We start from the raw sequence: 19,441 nt of genomic DNA on the forward strand, positions 1-19,441 counted from the left end.
GTCAGTTGCTGCTCACCCCGTCCGTGACCGAGGAACCGCTGTCGATTTGGTACTGGTAGCTGACCTCGCCGATCGTCCTGAGCTCGAGCCGGAACATGACCGTCTGGTCGCGGTCTTTCGTGCCTGTCGCCGCGTCCTTGTAGCTCGACGAATAGGTGATGCCGAACAGCGTGCATTCGTCCTGATAGACGGCGCCGAGCGAGACGCCCGCCACGGTCCAGGGATTGGACTTGTTGTAGGGCAGGCTCGGGTTCTCGATGTAGCGCTGGCGATCCTGCAGATAGCGGTCGAGGTCGAGCAGGATCGAGCCGTTCAGTGACCAGTTCTCGGACAGCTTGAGGTTGGCGCTCGTCAGCAGGCCCTCGCGCCGCGTGGGATAGCCGAGCTCGGGCTGGGCGGCGTAGCGCGCATACATCACGCTGGTCGTGACCGGGCCGAGGACCGCATTGGCCTGCAGCTCGAGGCGGCGCAGCCCGAAATCCTCCTCGTCGAAGCGCCCGCGGCCGGTGAAGGAGAGCTTCGAGCTCGGCGCGAGATGGACGCGGCCGACATAGTCCGAGCGCTTCGTCTCGAGGCCTGAATTGAGGCCCACGTGGGCGATGTCGCCCGCGGCAAAGGAGTTCGTGCCGGCGAGCTGGTAGGACTGGCCGAAGAGTACGTCGGCATAGCCGCCATTGTCCATGGCCAGCGCGTATTTCAGGCCGACATTGGCCCTGACGCCGCCCTCGACCCGGTCGTAGCCCGAGAATTTGTTCCACTCGAAGAGGTTGGTGTCGTCGAAGACGAGGCTTTGCGCATCCTCGTTCGGCAATTGCCCGATCCTCGTTTCCCGCGGCCGGACCACGATCTGGCCAATCGGCTCGATGGTGTGCGTACCGAGGCCATTGGTGGCGGCGATGAGCGGGTAGCGGTATTCGAGGCCGACGGTAGGCATGGCCCGCGCAAGGAAGTTCTCGCTCGGGTCGAGGAAGTTCGAGATCTCGCTATTCTGGTAGCGTGTCGTATTGATATCGAGCGCATAGGCGTCGACGCGGACGCCGGCAAACGGCGTCCACACCTGGCCGAGCGGGTCGATGAAGCTGCGCCGCCAGGACAGGCCGACGGAGGCGCGCGTCGTCGTGCCGCCGACGCCGCGCACCAGGCAGTCTGCCGAGGTGAAGGTGGAGCAGGTGTAGTAGATCGATCCGTTCGAGAAGCTGAACAGCGGCGTCGACAGCGCGTTGGGCACGCCCGCGTACTGGGCCGCGTCGCGCGTCAGGCTGGTGACGTTGGCGTCGATCGTGACCTCGCCGCCGAGGAAGCCCGGGCCCGGCAGGCGCTTGTTGTAGTCGAGCACCGGATGCACGATCGGCTGCTGCTTCTGCCAGTCCTCGTAGGTCAGCGTGCGGAAGTAGTAGCCGCGCAGGTCGAAGAAGCCGGTGTCGCTGCGGCCCGTCAAGTAGACCGTCGATGTCGATTCCCTGAAGTAGGTTGAGGTGACGCTCTCGCTCTTGATCTTGTAGTTCTGCAGGAACCACTTGTCCGAGAGGACGGCGACATCCCAGCCCCACTTCCATTGCTGGTTGATGTCGAAGCGGCCGGTCGATTCGACCGAGCCGCGGAACGTCTTGTCACCCGCTCCGAACGGTGGCTGAAGAAAGGCGTCCTGATCCTGCTGGAAGATGCCGGCCGCACGAATGTTGTAAGAGCCGTTCATCAGCCGGTGCCGCCATTCCACCTGGCCGAGGAGGCCCTGGCGGCTGAGAATGGTCGGCGTGATGGTGAGGTCGTAGTTGGGCGCCAGATTCCAGAAGAACGGCAGCGAAGCGCCGTAGCCGAGGGACGTGGAGTTCACGAAACGCGGGGCGAGGAAGCCCGTCTTGCGCTTCACCGTCGGGTCGGGCGTCGAAAAATACGGCACATAGAGGAGAGGCACGCCCCAGAACTCGATGGTGGCGTCCTCGTAATAGATCATCTGCTCGCTGTTGTTGTGGATGATCTTGGCGGCCTTGACCTGCCACAGCGGCGGGCGCGTAGGATCCTTCTTGCAGGCCTCGCAGGCAGTGTAGGTGCCCTTCTCGAAGACGGTGGATTCGCCGCTGGTACGCTCGGCGCGCGGCGCGGAGAAGCGGGTCTTGTCGGTTGTCTCGACGCGCAGCGAATCGATGAAGCCGTCGCGGAAGTCGTCCGTGAGTTCGAAGCGCTCGCCGGTGGCGACGGTTCCATCGGTCTCGGTCAGCCGGGCATTGCCCTCGGCATGCACGCGGCGGGTATTGCGGTCATAGGTGACTCTGTCGGCCTCGAGCACGCGCCCCTGGTAGTAGAGGTGCACGTCGCCGACGGCCGAAACCGTGTTCTTGTCGTTGTTGTAGACGATCTCGCGCGCCTCGACGACAAGCCGCTGGTCCTGGTTGCCACTCTGCTGCGCGGTCGCGGCAAGGCGGTCGTTGAGCGTGCCCTGCGCGCTCGCCGGCTCCGACGCGCCGACGCATAGCGCCGCCGCGATCGCCAGCCCTGCGACCGTGCCGTAACTCGAGCGCATACCCACACCCTGCCGGTTCCTGCCTGGCCAAAGACGCATCAGCCATCCTCCTGATAGAGGAGGGCGAGCACCCCGAGCAAGCTGCCAACAACTGCCGGAAACCACGCCGCGACCGGCGGACTGACGAGGCCCGACGCGCCGAGGTCCTTCATGACTTCGGTCGCAACATAAAGCACGAAGCCTGCGACGACGCCACCAAGAACCATCCGCGCTACACCACCAAATCGGAAAAACCTTAAGGAAAAAGATGCGGCCACGAGCACCATGGCGATGAACAGCAAGGGCCGCGCCAGCAGCATGTCGCGCTGCAGGCGATAGCGGGTGGCGTCGAGCCCCGCCCGCTCCGTACGCTCGATGACGCCGGACAGGCTCCAGAACGGCACGGCGTCGGGCGAGGTGAAGCTCTGCCTGACCTGGGCGGGATCCAGCGTCGTGGCCAGGTGATAGCTGTCGTGGCTGCGCGGCTCCGCATCGACGGAGAGGATGCGGACATCCTTCAGGTCCCAGTAGCCTTCTTTCAGCTCGGCCTGACTCGCCTCGATGCGTTCGCGGAAGGAGCCGTCAGGCGCGAACAGGAAGACGGTGACGCGGGCGAGCGTGGTCGAGTTCTCCACCGCGACATCGGCGCGGATGATGGCCTGACCGTCGACGCTGCTCTGACGCAGCCACAGTTCCTGCCCGGCGGAGGAACGGGTGGCGCTCGCGAAAATACGCCCCTCGATCGCACTCGCCTGCTGTTTCATCAGGGCCGACAGCGGGTTGTAGAGCATGACAGAGGCAAGGCCGATGCCGAGCGCCACGAGCAGCCCGGGTTGCAGGAACTGCCAGACCGAGATGCCGGCGGCACGCGCCACCACGAGCTCAAGCCGCCGGCTGAGGTTGAGCAGAGCAGCCATGGCTCCGAAAAGCATGGCGAAGGGCAGCACCTGCTCCGCCACCGCCGGCGTGCGCAGCAGCGACAGCGTGGCCATCAGCCCGCTCGAGGCGCCCTGGGCATCGCCGGCGCGGCGCATCAGCTCGACGAAATCGAGCGTGTAGATGAGGGCGAAGACCGTGCCGAAGACGCCCGCGATCATGACGAGGAAGCGGGCGGAGAAATAGCGCGTCAGCGTCGGGCCGATGAGCTGCATGTCAAGCCCTCCGCACCCGCGGCAGGAAGGCAGCAAGTTGCGCGGCTGCGGCATCGGCGAGGCGCGATATGCGGCGCTTGACGCCGTGCCCGCCGAAGATGAGGAAGAGCGCGCCGAGACTGCCCAGGATCGGCGCCCCATAGACGCCGACGACTGCGGCCGGGGTCCGCACCAGTGCGCTCGAGGCCGCGAAGCCGGCGATGCGCACCAACACGACGGCGATGAGCGCCGCCGCCATGGCCGAGCCGCGGCCCTGGCGTGTGGTGCGCGGCTCGCCGAGCGCGGCAAAGGCGATCAGCGTAAAGGCGATGGCATAGAGCGGGGCCGCGAAGCGCTCGTGCAGTTCGGCACGGAAGCGCCCCTCCTGCATCTTGTAGTAGTTCTCCTCCTTGTCGGGGAAGAGAAGCTCCATCGTGGAACGCTCGCGCGGTTTGTAGACGATCTCGCCGCCATCCTGGCCGAAGCTCGACAGGTCGATGGCGTAGCGCTCGAAGGTGACGATGGCGGAATCGCGGCTGTTCGGCTCCTGCCGCTGCACCGAGCCCTTCTCGAGGATGAGATAGCTCTGGCCGTCGACGTCGACCGTCTGGCCGCGCTCGGCGAGGTAGATCGTCGTCCTTTCCGGATCGCGGCGATCCTGCATGAAGATGCCTAGCAGCGCGTCGCCGGAGCGCTGGCGGAAATGGAAGGTCAGGCCGGATTCGAGCGTGGTGAACTGGCCTTCCTTGACGATCGTTGCGACGAAATCCGCGCGGATCTGGGTGATGAGATCGCGCAGGGCGGCAAAGCTCGCCGGCATGAGATGGATCGTCATGGCAGCGACGACGATGCTCACCACGAGCATGATGGCTGCGAATGGCCGAAGCAGCCGCGCCGGCGCCATGCCGGCCGCGCTCATGACGATGAGCTCCGAATCGCCGTTGAGCTTGTTGAGCGCATAGAGCGTGGCAATGAACAGGGCGACCGGCGCGATGATGGTGATGAGCGCCGGCAGCGAAAGCATCGTCACCGTGAGGAAGATGGCGAAGGTCTGTCCCTTGCCGGTGACGAGGTCGAGCTCCCGGAGGATCTGCGTGACCCAGATGACGAGCGTGAGCGCCACGAGGCAGGCCACGAAGGCGACGGCCGCATTGCGCATGATGTATCGCTCGATCTGGCCCATCTATCTCGCCTGGTGGCGTCCCGTCCCGTCGCTCGTGCGTTTGGAGCTAATCCCCCTCAGCGGCTTCGGCAAGAGGCAAGACGTGCCGCCTCGCTGTCTTGTCATTGCCGGGCCGGCCTGCCCAAGGCAACCGTGCATGTTATATGTGCCACGGACGACGGGCCGGATTCGCGGCAGCAACTGCCGGGCCGCGCGCCGAACGGCAACGGGGACGACGACATGGCGCAGAACGTGAAGCTCGAGTTCAAGCCTTACGACAAGCTGACGGACGGGGGCGACGTCGTCGTCTTCGTGGGCGCTGATCGCAAGAGCGCGCGCGCCGCTGCCGGCCTCGTCGGGGCGGGGCTCGATGAGACGATCGCGCGCGCCGCCGATCTCGAGCGTTTCAAGGGCAAGGCCAAGAGCCTGCTCGTTCTGACGGCGCCGAATGGCCTTGCCGCCGACCGGCTGATCGTCGCCGGGCTCGGCGAGGGCGAGGAGCGGGCCAAGCTCGACTGGGCTGCCCTGGGTGGGGCCGTCTGCGCGAAGCTCTCGGCCGGTGGCCATGCGCGCGTCGTCTTCGAGGCGCCGGGCGAAGCGCCCCTTTCGGCCGAGGCCGCGGCCGATTTCGCACTCGGCCTCCTCCTGCGTTCCTACCGCTTCGACCGCTACAAGACGAAGAAGAAGGACGACGACAACGGCGGCGCGCCGGCGCGGGTCACCTTGCATGTCGCCGATCCGGCGGCCGCCAAGCGCGCCTGGAAGCCTCGCGCGGCGGTTGCCGATGGCGTCTTCCTCGCCCGCGATCTCGTCAACGAGCCGCCGAATGTGCTTTTCCCGGCCGCCTTTGCCGACCGCGCGGCGGAACTCGCCAAGCTCGGGGTCGACATCGAGGTGCTCGACGAGAAGGCCCTGAAGAAGCTCGGCATGCGGGCCCTGCTCGGCGTTGGCCAAGGTTCGCACAACGAGAGCCGCGTCGTCCTCATGCGCTGGAACGACACCCGGGATGACGTGAAGCCCGTCGCCTTCGTCGGCAAGGGCGTCACCTTCGACACGGGGGGCATTTCCATCAAGCCCTCGCAGAACATGGAGGACATGAAGGGCGACATGGCGGGCGCCGCCTGCGTCGTCGGCCTCATGCACGTGCTCGCCGCCCGCAAGGCGAAGGTCAATGCCATCGGCGCCATCGGCCTTGTCGAGAACATGCCGGACGGCAAGGCCCAGCGTCCGGGCGACATCGTCAGGTCCATGTCGGGCCAGACGATCGAGATTATCAACACTGACGCCGAGGGGCGCCTCGTGCTCGCCGACGTGCTCTGGCACGTGCAGGACAAGTATGGTCCTGCCTTCATGGTCGATCTCGCCACGCTGACCGGTGCCATCCTCGTGGCGCTCGGCACCGAGCACGCCGGCCTCTTCTCCAACGACGACGAACTCGCCGAGCGGATCGCCGCTGCCGGCAGCGCCACGGGCGAGAAGGTTTGGCGCCTGCCGCTCGCGCCCGAATACGACAAGCTCATCGATTCCAAGTTCGCCGATATGAAGAACACCGGCGGGCGCAACGGCGGCTCGATTACGGCCGCGCAGTTCCTGCAGCGCTTCGTCAACAACACGCCATGGGCGCATCTCGACATCGCCGGCACCGGCATGTCCTCGCCGGCAAGCGACATCAACCAGAGCTGGGGCTCGGGCTGGGGCGTGCGGCTGCTCGACCGGCTGGTCAGGGACCACTACGAGAGCTGACCGGAACGCCATGGCCGAGGTGCTGTTCTACCATCTGCAGCGCCAGCCGCTCGAGGCGGTGCTGCCGGTGCTCGTCACGAGGAGCCTCGAGCGCGGCTGGCGCGTCATCATAGAGGTGCCGGACGAGGAGCGTCTCGGCGCGCTCGACGATCACCTCTGGACATTCTCGGAGGAGAGCTTCCTGCCTCATGGCACCGAGAAGGAGGCGGATGCGGCGAGCCAGCCCGTTCTCCTCACCACCGGGGCGCACAACCCCAATGGCGCGCAGGTGCGCTTCCTCGCCGCCGCCGCGCGGCTGCCGGAGGCCGTCGACGGCTACGAGCGCATCGTGCTGATGTTCGATGGTAACGACGAGGACGCGCTCGCCGCCGCGCGTGGAGAGTGGAAGCGGGCGCGCCAACTGGGCCTTGCCGCCACCTACTGGCAGCAGGACGAGGCGGGCCGCTGGATCAAGAAGGCTTGAACAGCCTTTTTCCTGCCACGGGTCCGACGCACCACTGCCGCTCGGCCGTTTCCGGCCTCTTGTCGGTACAACCCCATCGCACGCGGAACATGCCTTCCCAATGCGCCAGCCGGACGGACCCATGCTGAAACGCGCCTCTCTCCTGCTTCTGCTTGCGCTGCTTCTTCCGCTCGGCCTCGCCGCTCCACTCGTCGCGCAGGAGGAAGGCGAGGGCGCCCCCGCCGCCGCGGCGCAGGCGGATGACCACGGCGGCGAGCCGCGGAGCGACGCCCGCCGCGAGCGCCCCGAATCCCGGCGCCTGCCGCCGGCCGTCGCCACCGAGCACCAGATCGCGATCGGCGGCGAGACGATCGAGTACCAGGCCATCGCCGGCAGCATCGTGCTCGAGGGCGCGAACGGCCGCGAGGAAGCCGACATCGCTTTCGTCGCCTATTTCAGGAAGGGCGCCGATCCGCAGCGGCGGCCGATCACTTTCGCGTTCAACGGCGGGCCGGGCGCGGCCTCCGCCTATCTGCACATTGGTGCGCTCGGTCCGCGGCGCCTGTCCTTCGGCAACGAGGGCGAGGTGCCGTCGAGCCCGCCCGTGCTGAGCGACAATGCGGAGAGCTGGCTGCCCTTCACCGATCTCGTCTTCGTCGATCCGGTCGGCACCGGCTTCAGCCGCTTCCTGACGAGCGACGGCGAGGTGCGCCGCCGCTACTGGTCCGTGGATGGCGACATCTCGGCGCTCGGCAGCTTCGTATGGCAGTTCCTCAACCGCTACGATCGCCTCGCGTCGCCCAAGGGGCTCGTCGGCGAGAGCTACGGCGGCTTCCGCGTGCCGAAGCTCGCCCGCGCGCTGCAGACACACTTCGGCATCGGTGTCGGCACGCTCGTCATGATCTCGCCGGTCCTCGATTTCAGCCTTATCGAGGACGGGGCAGTATCGCCGCTCGCCAAGGCGGCGCGGCTGCCGTCCTTTGCGGCGACGGCGCTGGAGAGGGGAGGCCGGACCATCACCAGCCGCGCGGAGCTGGCCGAGGCCGAGCGCTATGCCGGAGGGCCGTTCCTTGCCGATTTCCTGCGCGGGCCGCGCGACCGGGAGGCGACAGAACGTTTCGTCGCCGAAGTAACCCGCTTCACCGGCCTCGACGAGGCCTTCGTGCGCCGGCTCGCCGGCCGGGTCGACATGCGCAGCTTCGTACGCGAACTGCACAGGGATCGCGAGCGGGTCGGCAGCTATTACGACGGCGCCGTCACCGGGCTCGACCCGGACCCCTTCGCCGCCCGGTCGGATTTCGACGATCCCGTGCTCGACGGCTCCGTCGCGCCCCTCACCAGTGCGAGCGTCGACTATCTGGCGCGAGAACTGGGTTACCGGGTCGACGGCCGCTATCACCTGCTCAATCGGCAGGTGAGCGGCCGCTGGAACTGGGGCTCCGGCCGCCGCCAGCCGCAGGCGCTCGGCGACCTCGCCGACGCGCTGGCGCTCGACGGGCGGGCCAGGGCGCTCGTCGTGCACGGCTTCACCGATCTGGTGACGCCCTATTTCGCCTCAAAGCTCGCGCTCGACCAGTTGCCGGCGCTCGGCAGCGACGGCGGGCGGGTCGAGCTCGCGGTGCTGCCGGGCGGCCATATGTTCTATACGCGCGACGTCTCGCGCCGCGCCCTGACGGACGCCGTGCGTCCACTCTACGAAGAGATCAAGTGAAAGATGGGATGACAGCACGATGATGGTGAAGAACGCGCTCGCCTGCGCCACGGCCCTTCTGCTCGGCGCCTGCAGCGCCGACGTGGGCGGCACGGCATTTGTCAACGACCGGTCCGTGACCGTGCATGCCGGCACCAGCGAGCCGGTGCTCGGCCCCGACGGACGCTGCACGGCGGACGCGAGCCTCAATCCGGCGACGGGCGGGCCGGCTGGCATCGCGCTCGGCATGACCGAATGCGCGCTCGTCGGCCTCAAGGGCCAGCCCACCGACGTGCTCATCGGCGAGAGCGGCAAGGGCCAGCGTGAGGTGCAGGTGCTCTATCAGGAGCCGTCGGGCAAGAAGCTCTACCTCTTCACCGACAACCGCCTGACCCGGGTCGTCGAATAGGCCCGGATCGTGGAAAGTTAGGCCGGCAAACGTCCTCGCCGTCATGCCCGCGCTCGTCGCGGGCATCCACGCCTGGCCGTTGCGCAAGGCTGAAAGGCGTGGATGGCCGGGACAGCCCGGCCATGACGGCGCGTGGTAGGCTCGGTGCTGGCGGGAGCGTCTGGTCGTTGGCGGGTAACTGGCAGCGTGGGAGGCATAGGGAGGCCCTCCGCCGCCGCACCCTTGTGCGCAGCCGGCCGTCCTGCCGTCCTGTGGAAAACTCTTTTAATTCCCGGCCGATGGCGTTAATCTTAATTAAGTGGACGCCTGCGAAGGGTGATCCACTTCAGACCCTTCCCACCCTCGGGAAGGGCCTCCGGTGCTATAAGACCGGAATGGGTGGGGCAGAAAATCCCTTTTCAGGGACCCCACCCCCATCCTCCCGCGACGGGTGCCTCTGAACAGATCACGCCGCCGTCGCTGCCTCGATCTCGGCGGAGGCCGCGAGCCATTCCTCCTCTGCCTTCGCCAGGGCATCGGCCGCCTCGGCGCGCATGCGCGACAGCTCGGCCGCCTTCTCCGGGTTCTTCTTGAACGTATCCGGTTCCGAGAGCGCCGCATCGACCTTGGCGATGGCGGTCGAGAGCTTTTCCATCCGCATCTCCAGCGCCTCTACGCGCTTCTTGAGCGGCCCGAGCGCGATGCGCTTCTGCGCCGCCTCGCGCCGCCGCTCCGCCTTCTCGCCGCCAGTGCCTTCGCCGCGTCCGCCGTTGTCGGGGCCGGAAAGCACCATGCGGCGGTAGTCGTCGAGATCGCCGTCGTAGGGCTTTACCGTACCGTTCGCGACGAGCCATAGCCGGTCGGCACAGGCCTCGACCAGGAAGCGGTCGTGGCTGATGAGCAGCACCGCCCCGTCGTAGTCGTTGATGGCCTCCATCAGCATCTGGCGGCTGTCGATGTCGAGGTGGTTGGTTGGCTCGTCGAGGATGAGCAGATGCGGCCCCGCGAAGGCGGCAAGGCCCATCAGCAGCCGCGCCTTCTCGCCGCCCGAGAGATTGGCGACGGGCGTATCCGCCTTGGCGCCGGGAAAGCCCATGCGTGCGGCGCGCGAGCGCTGGCGCGGCTCGGGCGCGTCCGGCATCAGCCTGGCCACGTGGTCGACAGGCGTTTCCTGCGGCACGAGTTCGTCGAGCTGGTGCTGCGCGAAATACGCCGTCGTGAGCTTCGGCGAATGGCGCACTTTACCCTTCACAGGCTTCAGGCGGCCGGACAGCAGCTTGGCGAAGGTCGACTTGCCATTGCCGTTGGGGCCGAGCAACGCGATGCGATCATCTGGCAGGATGGTGAGGTTGAGCCGGTCAAGCACGAGGCGCCCGTCATAGCCGACACCGACCCCTTCCATGGCGACGAGGGGTGGGGACAGCGGCCGCGCGGGGCCGGGCAGGTCGAAGGGCAGGGCCTCTTCCTCGGCGACGGGGGCGATCGGCTCCATCTTCTCCAGCCGTTTGAGGCGCGATTGCGCCTGCCGCGCCTTCGACGCCTTGGCGCGGAAGCGGTCGACGAAAGCCATCAGGTGCTTGCGCTCGGCCTCCTGCTTCACGCGCGCCTTCGCCTGCAGGGCCATCTTCTCGCGCTGCTGCCGGTCGAAGGAGGTGTAGCCGCCGCGGTAGAGCGTCAGCCTGCCCTGGTCGAGGTGCAGGATGTGGTCGACGGCCGTGTCGAGCAACTCGCGGTCGTGGCTGATGACGAGCACCGTGTGCGGATAGCGCCCGAGATAGTCGTAGAGCCAGAGCGTGCCCTCGATGTCGAGATAGTTGGTCGGCTCGTCGAGCAGGAGCAGGTCCGGTTCCGAGAAGAGGATGGCCGCGAGCGCGACGCGCATGCGCCAGCCGCCGGAGAAGTCCGAGCAGGGCCGCTGCTGCGCGTCGGCATCGAAGCCGAGGCCGTGCAGGATGGCGGCCGCGCGGGCAGGGGCGGAATGAGCGTCGATGTCGACGAGCCGGGTCTCGATCTCGGCGCGCCGCATGGGATCGCTCGTCGTCTCGGCCTCGGCGAGGAGGGCCGTGCGCTCCTTGTCCCCGGCGAGCACGATGTCGATGAGCCGCTCCGGCCCCCCCGGCGCCTCCTGCGCGACCGCGCCGATGCGCAGGTTGCGCGGAATCGAGATGGAGCCGCTCTCCGGTGCGATCTCGCCGAGCAGGATGCGGAACAGCGTGGTCTTGCCGGCGCCGTTGCGGCCGACGAGGCCGATGCGGGCGTTCGGCGGCAAGGCCGCGGTGGCGCCGTCGAGGATAACGCGGGCGCCGAGCCGGTAGGTGAGATCATTGACGTGCAGCATGGCGTCTTGTCGCGCGCCGCGCCCCGGGGGGCAAGCCCCGGCTCGAGCCCCGCGGACTTCGTGCCGCGCCGTCATGCTGATGCCACAATGCCGCCGCGAAGCCGCCCTGTGGATAAGTCACCCAGAGCCTGTTGATGACCTGTGAACAGCTTGTGATTCGCGCCATGTTGCGTCGCCGTTCCGATACCCAGCATTCTTTCGGCGCTCTCGTGCTTGCCGTCCTCGCGCTGGCCGTCGGCATCGTCTTGGTGCTCGAGAGCGCCTGGGACCGGCGCCTGCCGCCCGCGCCCGCCGCCGCTCCAGTGCGGCAGAACCCGCATGCGCCGATGGGCGAGGACCCCGGCCGTCACGTGGCGCAGGGGCAGGCGCTGGTGCGCCTGTCCTGACCACGACGCGGAGGCGCGAGACGGCAGATTTCCGGTTTGAGGTGACGGCGCGCGCTTCGCCCGTTGCAATCGCCGATTGGAAGATCTGCAATGCCACTGCCTAATCTTCCGACCGGCGGTCCCTGCAATTGTTCTTAATCCAAATCTATTTGCAGATATTGTGATTTATGCGATCGGCGATTGATGGTCCACTTTGGTCTGTTCGCCGGCCTGATTCCTGATGGCCGGCTGTCCGAAGAGCGAACAGGCTCAGGGGGCAGACATGAAGAAATATCTGGCTGAATTGCTTGGCACCGCTTGTCTCGTGCTGTTTGGTTGCGGGTCTGTCGTTCTCGGCGGCTATGGGGCTACGTTTCCGCTCGGCATGCTGCCCGTCGCGTTTGCCTTCGGCCTTGCCGTCACGGCCATGGCCTATGGCATCGGCCCGGTGTCGGGCTGTCACATCAATCCGGCCGTGACGATCGCCGTCTGGTCGGCCGGGCGCATGCCGACTTCCGACGTTCCCGGCTACATCATCGCCCAGTGTCTCGGCGGCATCGTCGGGGCGGCGGTCCTCCTGTTCATCGCCAGCGGCCGGGCCGGTGGCTATGACGTCGCGACCGGTGGCCTCGGGCAGAACGGCTGGGGGGAGGGCTATCTCGGCGCCTACGGCACCGTATCCGCCGCCGTGGCGGAGTTTGTCGCCACCTTCCTCTTCACGACGGTCATCCTCGGCGCAACGTCCAGGGCCGGAGCGACACCGGCGGCCGGCCTTGCCATCGGCCTGACACTGGTCGTCATCCACATCGTCTTCATCAACGTCACCGGCGTGTCGGTCAATCCGGCCCGTTCGCTCGGCCCGGCCGTCTTCGTCGGCGGGCAGGCGCTGGCGCAGCTGTGGCTGTTCATCGTCACGCCCATCCTCGGCGGGCTGTGCGCCGGGCTCGCCTTCCGCTCGCGGGCGCTCGAGGCCTGAGGACGACGCTGCCCCCGCCGCGGTCTTGACCTTGCGGCCCGGGGAAAGAACGATGCGCAGCGCTGGCACGCCGCCAGGGAGCGGTGTGCCGGCCGGTTCGGGCTGACGCGCGGCGCCGTCGCGGCGTGTCCGTTTCGTGCTTCGGCCGCAGGGGGGAGGAACCATGGCATCGCTTGCGCGGGTCGCCTTTTTCAAGGACATCGATATCGATCTCGGCCCCTTTGAAACACGCTGCAACTGGCGCCGTTTCGACGAGGATGAGGTGCTCGTCGACTTCGAGGACGCCTCGACGGATGTCTATTTCCTCGTCGCCGGCGACGTCCGCATCCTGGTGCGCACGCAGTCGGGCAAGGAGGTCATCCTCGGCGAGATGCGCGGCGGCCAGTATTTCGGCGAGCTTGCCGCCATCGACGGGGTTAAGCGCTCGGCCAATGTGACGGCGCTGACGCGCGGTGAGGTGTGCATTATGCCGGCCGCGGTGTTCCGCGAGATTGTCTTCGCCTCCAAGGTCGTCTGCGACAAGGTTCTGCGCCTGCTCGCCGGCCGCGTGCGGGAGCTCAACGCCCGTCTCATGGAACATTCGGTCCTCGACCTGCGGCACCGGCTCTATTCGGAGCTGCTGCGCCTGTCCCAGCCGCGCGCCGGCCATCCCGGCGAGCGCGTGGTCACACCGCCGCCCTATCACCATGTGCTTGCGGCCCGCATCGGCTGCCGGCGCGAACAGGTCACGCGCGAGTTCACCGCTTTGTCGAGCGAGGACCTCGTGGAGCGCACGCGCGGCGCCCTCGTGCTCAAGAAACCGGAGGTGCTGGAGGCCCGTGTCGCCGAGGCGCTGCGCGAGGATCTTTAGGCGCGACAAGGGCCGAGCGGCTACCCTTCGGTGGGAAGAGGAGAGGGGCAGGCCCGCGCGCTACCCTTACAATCTGTCGAGCAGGCCGAAACCGAGCATCGCTGCAATCAGCAGCGGCCGGCGCAGCAGGCGCCCGCCGGGCAGTTTCGGCACGGGAAGATCCGTCATCACCGACAGGCGGCGGTCGTCGCCGAGGATGGCTTCGGCGATGGCCCGCCCGGTGAAGGGGGCGAGCATGACGCCCTGGCCGCTGTAGCCGGAAGCGACGTGGAGGCCGGGCTCGATCTGGCGCACGAAGGGCAGGCGCGGCGCGGTGATGCCGAGCGCGCCGCCCCAGCCATGGGTGATGCGGGCGTCGGCCAGCATGGGGAAGATGGGCAGCATGCGCCGGCGCACACGCTCGGCGAAGTTCGGTGGCAGCGTGGCGCCATAGCTTTCGCCCCCACCGAAGACGAGCCGCCCGTCCGCCGTGCGGCGGAAGTAATTGACCACGAAGCGCGTGTCCGCGCCCGCATAGGGCCCGGTGAAGACCGCATCCGCCAATGGCCCGAGCGGCTCGGTGGCGATCATGAAATTGACGAGCGGCATGACGTGGTCGGCCACCGTCGGCACGAGCCGGCCGTTGTTGCCGTCGCCGGTGACGATGACCGAAGCCGCGTCGATGTCGCCCCGCGGCGTCGCGAGGCGCCATCCCGCCCCCGTCCTCGCAAGGGCCGTCGCCGGCGTGTCCTCGGCGATGCGGGCTCCAGCCGCAAGGGCGGCCGCGGCGAGCCCGCGCGTCAGCGCCAGCGGGTCGAGATGGCCGCCCTCGGCATCGAAGACGGCGCCGTGATAGCCCTCGGCGCCCGTGTAGCGCGGCAGGTCCGCCTGTTCGACCACCGTGAGATGGCTCGCGCCGTAATGCCGCGCGAGATGCTCGGCGTCGGCGGCGAGATCGCGGAAGAGGGCGGGGCGGTGCGCCAGCGTGATGAGGCCGCGCTGCAGCGCGCAGGCGATCTCCTCCTGCTCAATGACTTCAAACAGCCAGCGGTGCGCCTCGGCGGCATAGTCCCACAGGGCGCGGGCGCGCATCTTGCCGACTTTCTCCTCCAGCCAGCGCTGGTCGCGCCTTTGGCCGGGATGGATCTGTCCGCCGTTGATGCCGGAGGCGCCGGCGCCGACGCGGCCCCTCTCCACGACGATGACGTCATGGCCGGCCCGTGCCAGCGTCAGCGCCGCGCCGACACCGGTCAGCCCGGCGCCGACGATGGCGACGTCTGCCCGCGCGGGCCCGTCGAGCGCCGGCTGCGGCGCGAGCGGCGGCGCGGTCGTTTCGTAGAGATTGCCGCCGGCGGAGGGTTTCTGCACGGGCTCGTCCTTCGGCGGGCTCGCCGGTCACACGTTCAGCAGCAGGAACTCGCGCTCCCACGGGCTGATCACCTCCATGAAGGTCTCGAACTCGGCCCGCTTCACGGCCGTATAGGTGCGCACGAAGCTGTCGCCGAAGAGGCCGGTGAGCGCCTCGCTCTCCTCGAGCGCGGCCGCCGCCTCGAGGATGCCGCGCGGCAGGTCGTAGTCGAGCGAATAGGCGGAGCCGACGACCGGATCGCTCGGCTTGAGCCCGGCCTCTAGACCCAGCAGCCCGCAGGCGAGAGAGGCGGCGATGGCGAGATAGGGATTGGCGTCGGAGGAGGGCACCCGGTTCTCGACGCGCCGCCCGGAGGGGTCCGACGGCGGGATGCGCAGGCCCGTGGTGCGGTTGTCGTAGCCCCAGGCGACATTGATCGGCGCCACCGAATAGCGTGTCAGCCTGCGGTAGGAATTGACATAGGGCGCGAGCATCGACATGGCCGCCGGCAGGTGCGTCTGCAGCCCGGCGAGGAAGGAGAAGAACTCGTCCGTCGGCTTGCCGTCCTTGTCTGAGAAGATGTTGTGGCCGCTCTCGATGTCGGTCACGGACATGTGGATGTGCATGGCCGAGCCCGGCTGATGCGCGATCGGCTTGGCCATGAACGTCGCATACATGTCGTGCTTCAGAGCTGCCTCGCGGATGGTGCGCTTGAAGAGGAAGACTTGATCGGCGAGGTCGAGCGGGTCGCCGTGGCGCAGGTTGATCTCCATCTGGCCGGCGCCTTCCTCGTGGATCAGGGTGTCGATCTCCAGCCCCTGCGCCTCCGAGTAGTCGTAGATGAGCTCGAACAGGTCGTCGAACTCGTTGACGGCGGCGATGGAATAGGCCTGTCGGCCGATCTCCGCCCGGCCCGAGCGGCCGATCGGAGGCTCCAGCGGATAGTCGGGATCAAGGTTCTTCTTAACGAGGTAGAATTCGATCTCGGGTGCCACGATGGGCTGCCAGCCACGACGGCGATAGAGCTCGATCACCCGCTTCAGCACCTGGCGCGGAGCGTGCTCAACGGGGCGGCCGTCGCGATAGAAGGCCTCGTGGATGATCTGCGCCGTAGGGTCATTCGCCCATGGCACGAGAGCGATGGTCGAAAAGTCGGGCTCCAGCACGAGATCGCCATCCGCCGGGGCGTCCTTGTCGAGCACCTCGTGCGGATAGTCGCCGGCGATCGTCTGGTAGAAGATCGCGCCGGGCAGGCTCATGGTCGGCCCGCCGAAGAACTTTTCCGCCGGCATCACCTTGCCGCGCGCGACCCCGGCCTGATTCGGCACCACGCACTCGATCTCCTCGATGTTGCGCTTGGAGACGAAGGCGCGGGCCTCCTCGATGGAAGCGGCGCCGCGGGTGTGGGATACCTTGTTCTGGTGCGCTCTTTTCTTCGCCATGTCATCCGCCTGATATGCCGGGAGAGGTAACGGTGCGGCCCCCCGGCCTGTCAACTGCCCACCCGCGCCGAGAGCATCGCTCTCGCTGTTGTCGCCGGGCCCGGCTGCGACTAACGTGCGCGCCCGCAATGGTCCGGTTTGGGAGGTAGTGCCGGAATGTCCATGGCTGTCGACGGGCGCAGGCGCGGGTCGCTGGCAATCGGCGCCGTGCGCCGCGATTTCGCCCCCTGGGCCGACCCTGCGGCGACGCCCTTCATCCGCTTCGAGCGGGTGACCAAGCGCTATGGCGACGTCGCAGCGGTGGCCGACCTGTCGCTCGACATCTTCGAGCGCGAGTTCTTCTGCCTGCTGGGGCCCTCGGGCTGCGGCAAGACCACGCTGATGCGCATGCTGGCGGGCTTCGAGGCGGCGAGCGAGGGGCGCATCGTGCTCGCCGGCCAGGACCTCTCCGGCGTGCCGCCCTACCGGCGCCCGGTCAACATGATGTTCCAGTCCTACGCGCTCTTCCCGCACATGAGCGTGGAGCGCAACATCGCCTTCGGCCTCGAGCAGGACAGGCTGCCGAAGGCCGAGATCACGGAGCGGGTCGTCGAGATGCTGCGCCTCGTGCAGCTTGAGCCCTTTGCCCGCCGCCGCCCGGCCCAGCTCTCGGGCGGTCAGCGCCAGCGCGTGGCGCTCGCCCGTGCCCTCGCCAAGCGCCCCAAGGTGCTGCTGCTCGACGAGCCGCTCGGCGCGCTCGACAAGAAACTGCGCGAGGAAACCCAGTTCGAGCTGATGGACCTGCAGGTGAAGCTCGGCATGACCTTCCTCGTTGTCACGCACGACCAGGAGGAGGCGATGACCATGGCTGACCGCATCGCGGTCATGGATCACGGCCGCATCGTCCAGGTCGCGACCCCGGGCGAGATCTATGAGCAGCCGGCGAGCCGCTATGTGGCGGAGTTCATCGGCGACGTGAACATCCTCGAAGGCAAGGTGAGCGAAGCCGGGGAGGGGCGCTGCACGCTCGCAGTCGCCGACGCGCCGGCCCCGGTTTCGGTCGCGGGCGTCGCCGAGCCGCTAAAGCCCGGCCAGGAGGTGGCGCTCGCCCTGCGTCCCGAGAAGCTCGTGCTGACCCACGAGGCACCGCCTGCGGGGACGCCGAACGTCTTTGCCGGCACGGTCTGGGACATCGGCTATCTCGGTGACTGGACGATCTACCTGGTGCGCCTGGCGAGTGGCAGGACGTTGCGGGTGTCGCGCGCCAATGCCACCCGCTTCGTCGAGCGGCCGCTGAGCTGGGACGATGAGGTCTTCGTTCACTTCGCGCCCGAGGCGGGCGTCGTCCTGACGCGGTGAAGACGATGAGCGATCAAGAAAGAATGGATGTGGCCCCGCGCCCGCCCGACCGGGGCGCTTTCGGCCGGGCGCTTGGCGCGCTCGTCCCGGCCGTGCCCTTCCTCTGGCTGACCTTCTTCTTCCTCATTCCCTTCGTTATCGTCTTCAAGATCGCGCTGTCGGAGCCCGCGACCGCGCAGCCGCCCTACCGGCCGGTCTTCGACCTGTCCTTCGGTCTCGAGGGCCTCAGCGAAGCCCTCTCGCAGCTCAGCTTCTACAATTTCTCGCTGCTCTTCGAAGACAGCCTCTATTTCTCGTCCTTCATCTCCTCGCTGCGTATTGCGGCGGTTTCGACTGTCCTTCTGCTCGCCATCGGCTTCCCCATCGCCTATGCCATGGCAAAGGCGCCGGAGCGCTGGCGGCCGACGCTGCTCATGCTCGTCATCCTGCCCTTCTGGACGAGCTTCCTCATCCGTGTCTATGCCTGGATCGGCATCCTGAAGCCCGAAGGGCTGCTCAGCACGCTTCTCATCAATCTGGGGCTCATCGGCGAGCCGCTGCAGATCATGAACACCGACACGGCGGTCTTCATCGGCATCGTCTATTCCTACCTGCCCTTCATGGTCTTGCCGCTCTACGCGACGCTGGAGAAGTTCGACTACAACCTGCTGGAGGCGGCCGAGGATCTCGGCTGCCCGCCGCTGCGCGCCTTCTGGCGCATCACCGTGCCGCTCGCCATGCCGGGCATTCTCGCCGGCTGCCTCCTGTGCTTCATCCCCGTCGTCGGCGAGTTCGTCATCCCGGACCTCCTCGGGGGCTCCGAGACACTGATGATCGGGCGCACGTTGTGGAGCGAGTTCTTCTCCAACCGCGACTGGCCGCTCGCCTCGGCGGTCGCCGTCGTGCTGCTCGTGCTCCTCGTCGGCCCCATCGTCGCCTATCGCGACATCGAGGCGCGGCGCTGGGAGAAGGCGAAATGAACCGGCGTTTCGGCTTTTTCGACGCGACGGCGCTGACGCTGGGCTTCGCCTTCCTCTACCTGCCCATCCTCATCCTCGTCGTCTATTCGTTCAACGCCTCGCGGCTGGTCACGGTCTGGGGCGGGTTCTCCACGCAATGGTACGTTTCGCTGCTGCAGAACGAGCAACTGCTGCAGGCGGCCTGGATCTCGCTGCGCGTCGCCTTCCTCTCGGCGGCGGCGGCGACGGTGCTCGGCACGCTCGCGGCGCTCGCGCTCGTGCGCTACGGGCGCTATCCGGGCCGCACGCTGTTCACGGGCATGGTCTATGCTCCGCTCGTGATGCCGGAGGTGATCACCGGCCTGTCGCTGCTGCTGCTCTTCGTCGCCGTGGACTTCGACCGTGGCTTCTGGACGGTGGTCCTCGCCCACACGACCTTCACCATGTGCTTCGTCACGGTCGTGGTGCAGGCGCGCCTCGTCGATTTCGATCGCAGCCTCGAGGAGGCGGCGATGGATCTCGGCTGCCCGCCGCTGAAGACCTTCTTCACCATCACGCTGCCGCTCATCGCGCCGTCGGTGCTCGCTGGGTTCCTGCTCGCCTTCACGCTGTCGCTCGACGACCTCGTGATCGCAAGCTTCACGTCGGGGCCGGGCGCCACAACCCTGCCCATGCGCATCTACAGCCAGGTGCGCCTCGGCGTGACGCCCGAGATCAACGCGGTCTGCACCATTCTCGTGGCGCTCGTCACCATCGGCGTGATCATCGCCTCGCTCGCGACGAAGCGCTCGGCCGTCGCGCGCCAGTAGTGC

General features: G+C 67.6%; 16 protein-coding genes. 10 read left to right on the forward strand and 6 right to left on the reverse strand.

Annotation, left to right across the window (positions count from 1 at the left end):
• Nucleotide 1: 1 nt before the first annotated feature.
• From BOQ54_RS07680 to lptF, 3 genes are read right to left on the reverse strand one after another with little or no spacing between them, the layout of a single operon-like run.
• Complete coding sequence (locus BOQ54_RS07680) at nucleotides 2–2,560, reverse strand: LPS-assembly protein LptD (protein ID WP_245316320.1); 2,559 nt, start codon at nucleotides 2,558–2,560, stop codon at nucleotides 2–4.
• Nucleotides 2,560–3,651, reverse strand: a complete 1,092-nt coding sequence (lptG, locus tag BOQ54_RS07685) for an LPS export ABC transporter permease LptG (protein ID WP_055460006.1) — start codon at nucleotides 3,649–3,651, stop codon at nucleotides 2,560–2,562. The genes BOQ54_RS07680 and lptG overlap by 1 nt, the downstream gene beginning before the upstream one ends.
• A gap of 1 nt (nucleotide 3,652) precedes the next feature.
• On the reverse strand, nucleotides 3,653–4,813 hold the full coding sequence (gene lptF, locus BOQ54_RS07690; RefSeq protein ID WP_063185907.1) for an LPS export ABC transporter permease LptF: 1,161 nt from the start codon (nucleotides 4,811–4,813) through the stop codon (nucleotides 3,653–3,655).
• Nucleotides 4,814–5,032: 219 nt separating this feature from the next.
• Between lptF and BOQ54_RS07695 the strand changes: the two genes are divergently transcribed.
• The 4 genes from BOQ54_RS07695 (at nucleotide 5,033) to BOQ54_RS07710 (ending at nucleotide 9,076) form a co-directional block, all read left to right on the forward strand.
• On the forward strand, nucleotides 5,033–6,535 hold the full coding sequence (locus BOQ54_RS07695) for a leucyl aminopeptidase (protein ID WP_071923642.1): 1,503 nt from the start codon (nucleotides 5,033–5,035) through the stop codon (nucleotides 6,533–6,535).
• A 10-nt stretch (nucleotides 6,536–6,545) separates the two neighbouring features.
• Nucleotides 6,546–6,998 (forward strand): DNA polymerase III subunit chi, encoded by a 453-nt coding sequence (locus BOQ54_RS07700; RefSeq protein ID WP_071923643.1) that lies wholly within the window; start codon nucleotides 6,546–6,548, stop codon nucleotides 6,996–6,998.
• A gap of 121 nt (nucleotides 6,999–7,119) precedes the next feature.
• Nucleotides 7,120–8,688, forward strand: coding sequence for a S10 family peptidase (locus tag BOQ54_RS07705; protein WP_245316321.1), 1,569 nt, complete (start codon nucleotides 7,120–7,122; stop codon nucleotides 8,686–8,688).
• Nucleotides 8,689–8,707: 19 nt separating this feature from the next.
• On the forward strand, nucleotides 8,708–9,076 hold the full coding sequence (locus BOQ54_RS07710) for a hypothetical protein (protein WP_055460001.1): 369 nt from the start codon (nucleotides 8,708–8,710) through the stop codon (nucleotides 9,074–9,076).
• Nucleotides 9,077–9,521: 445 nt separating this feature from the next.
• On the opposite strand, the gene BOQ54_RS07715 is transcribed toward BOQ54_RS07710, so the two are convergent.
• On the reverse strand, nucleotides 9,522–11,393 hold the full coding sequence (locus BOQ54_RS07715; RefSeq protein WP_071923645.1) for an ABC-F family ATP-binding cassette domain-containing protein: 1,872 nt from the start codon (nucleotides 11,391–11,393) through the stop codon (nucleotides 9,522–9,524).
• 164 nt (nucleotides 11,394–11,557) lie between these two features.
• Between BOQ54_RS07715 and BOQ54_RS07720 the strand changes: the two genes are divergently transcribed.
• The 3 genes from BOQ54_RS07720 (at nucleotide 11,558) to BOQ54_RS07730 (ending at nucleotide 13,584) form a co-directional block, all read left to right on the forward strand.
• Nucleotides 11,558–11,779: a hypothetical protein gene (locus BOQ54_RS07720; protein ID WP_141659690.1), complete on the forward strand. Its 222-nt coding sequence runs from the start codon at nucleotides 11,558–11,560 to the stop codon at nucleotides 11,777–11,779.
• 262 nt (nucleotides 11,780–12,041) lie between these two features.
• Nucleotides 12,042–12,734, forward strand: a complete 693-nt coding sequence (locus tag BOQ54_RS07725; RefSeq protein WP_071923646.1) for an aquaporin — start codon at nucleotides 12,042–12,044, stop codon at nucleotides 12,732–12,734.
• A 163-nt stretch (nucleotides 12,735–12,897) separates the two neighbouring features.
• Complete coding sequence (locus tag BOQ54_RS07730) at nucleotides 12,898–13,584, forward strand: Crp/Fnr family transcriptional regulator (RefSeq protein WP_063185915.1); 687 nt, start codon at nucleotides 12,898–12,900, stop codon at nucleotides 13,582–13,584.
• A gap of 66 nt (nucleotides 13,585–13,650) precedes the next feature.
• Here the strand turns inward: BOQ54_RS07730 and BOQ54_RS07735 are convergent, their stop codons facing one another.
• Nucleotides 13,651–14,931: an NAD(P)/FAD-dependent oxidoreductase gene (locus BOQ54_RS07735; RefSeq protein WP_055459996.1), complete on the reverse strand. Its 1,281-nt coding sequence runs from the start codon at nucleotides 14,929–14,931 to the stop codon at nucleotides 13,651–13,653.
• Nucleotides 14,932–14,958: 27 nt separating this feature from the next.
• Nucleotides 14,959–16,353: a glutamine synthetase family protein gene (locus tag BOQ54_RS07740; RefSeq protein WP_055459995.1), complete on the reverse strand. Its 1,395-nt coding sequence runs from the start codon at nucleotides 16,351–16,353 to the stop codon at nucleotides 14,959–14,961.
• A 162-nt stretch (nucleotides 16,354–16,515) separates the two neighbouring features.
• Between BOQ54_RS07740 and BOQ54_RS07745 the strand changes: the two genes are divergently transcribed.
• From BOQ54_RS07745 to BOQ54_RS07755, 3 genes are read left to right on the forward strand one after another with little or no spacing between them, the layout of a single operon-like run.
• Nucleotides 16,516–17,691: an ABC transporter ATP-binding protein gene (locus BOQ54_RS07745; protein ID WP_071924435.1), complete on the forward strand. Its 1,176-nt coding sequence runs from the start codon at nucleotides 16,516–16,518 to the stop codon at nucleotides 17,689–17,691.
• Between the two features lie 5 nt (nucleotides 17,692–17,696).
• The gene (locus tag BOQ54_RS07750) at nucleotides 17,697–18,650 is read left to right on the forward strand and encodes an ABC transporter permease (protein ID WP_432431523.1); all 954 of its coding nucleotides are present in this window, start codon (nucleotides 17,697–17,699) and stop codon (nucleotides 18,648–18,650) included.
• The gene (locus BOQ54_RS07755) at nucleotides 18,647–19,438 is read left to right on the forward strand and encodes an ABC transporter permease (protein ID WP_071923648.1); all 792 of its coding nucleotides are present in this window, start codon (nucleotides 18,647–18,649) and stop codon (nucleotides 19,436–19,438) included. Before BOQ54_RS07750 ends, BOQ54_RS07755 begins: the two co-directional genes overlap by 4 nt.
• The last annotated feature ends 3 nt before the right edge of the window (nucleotides 19,439–19,441 follow it).

The sequence above is a fragment of the Chelatococcus daeguensis genome, assembly GCF_001887265.1.
GTDB lineage: Bacteria > Pseudomonadota > Alphaproteobacteria > Rhizobiales > Beijerinckiaceae > Chelatococcus_A > Chelatococcus_A sambhunathii.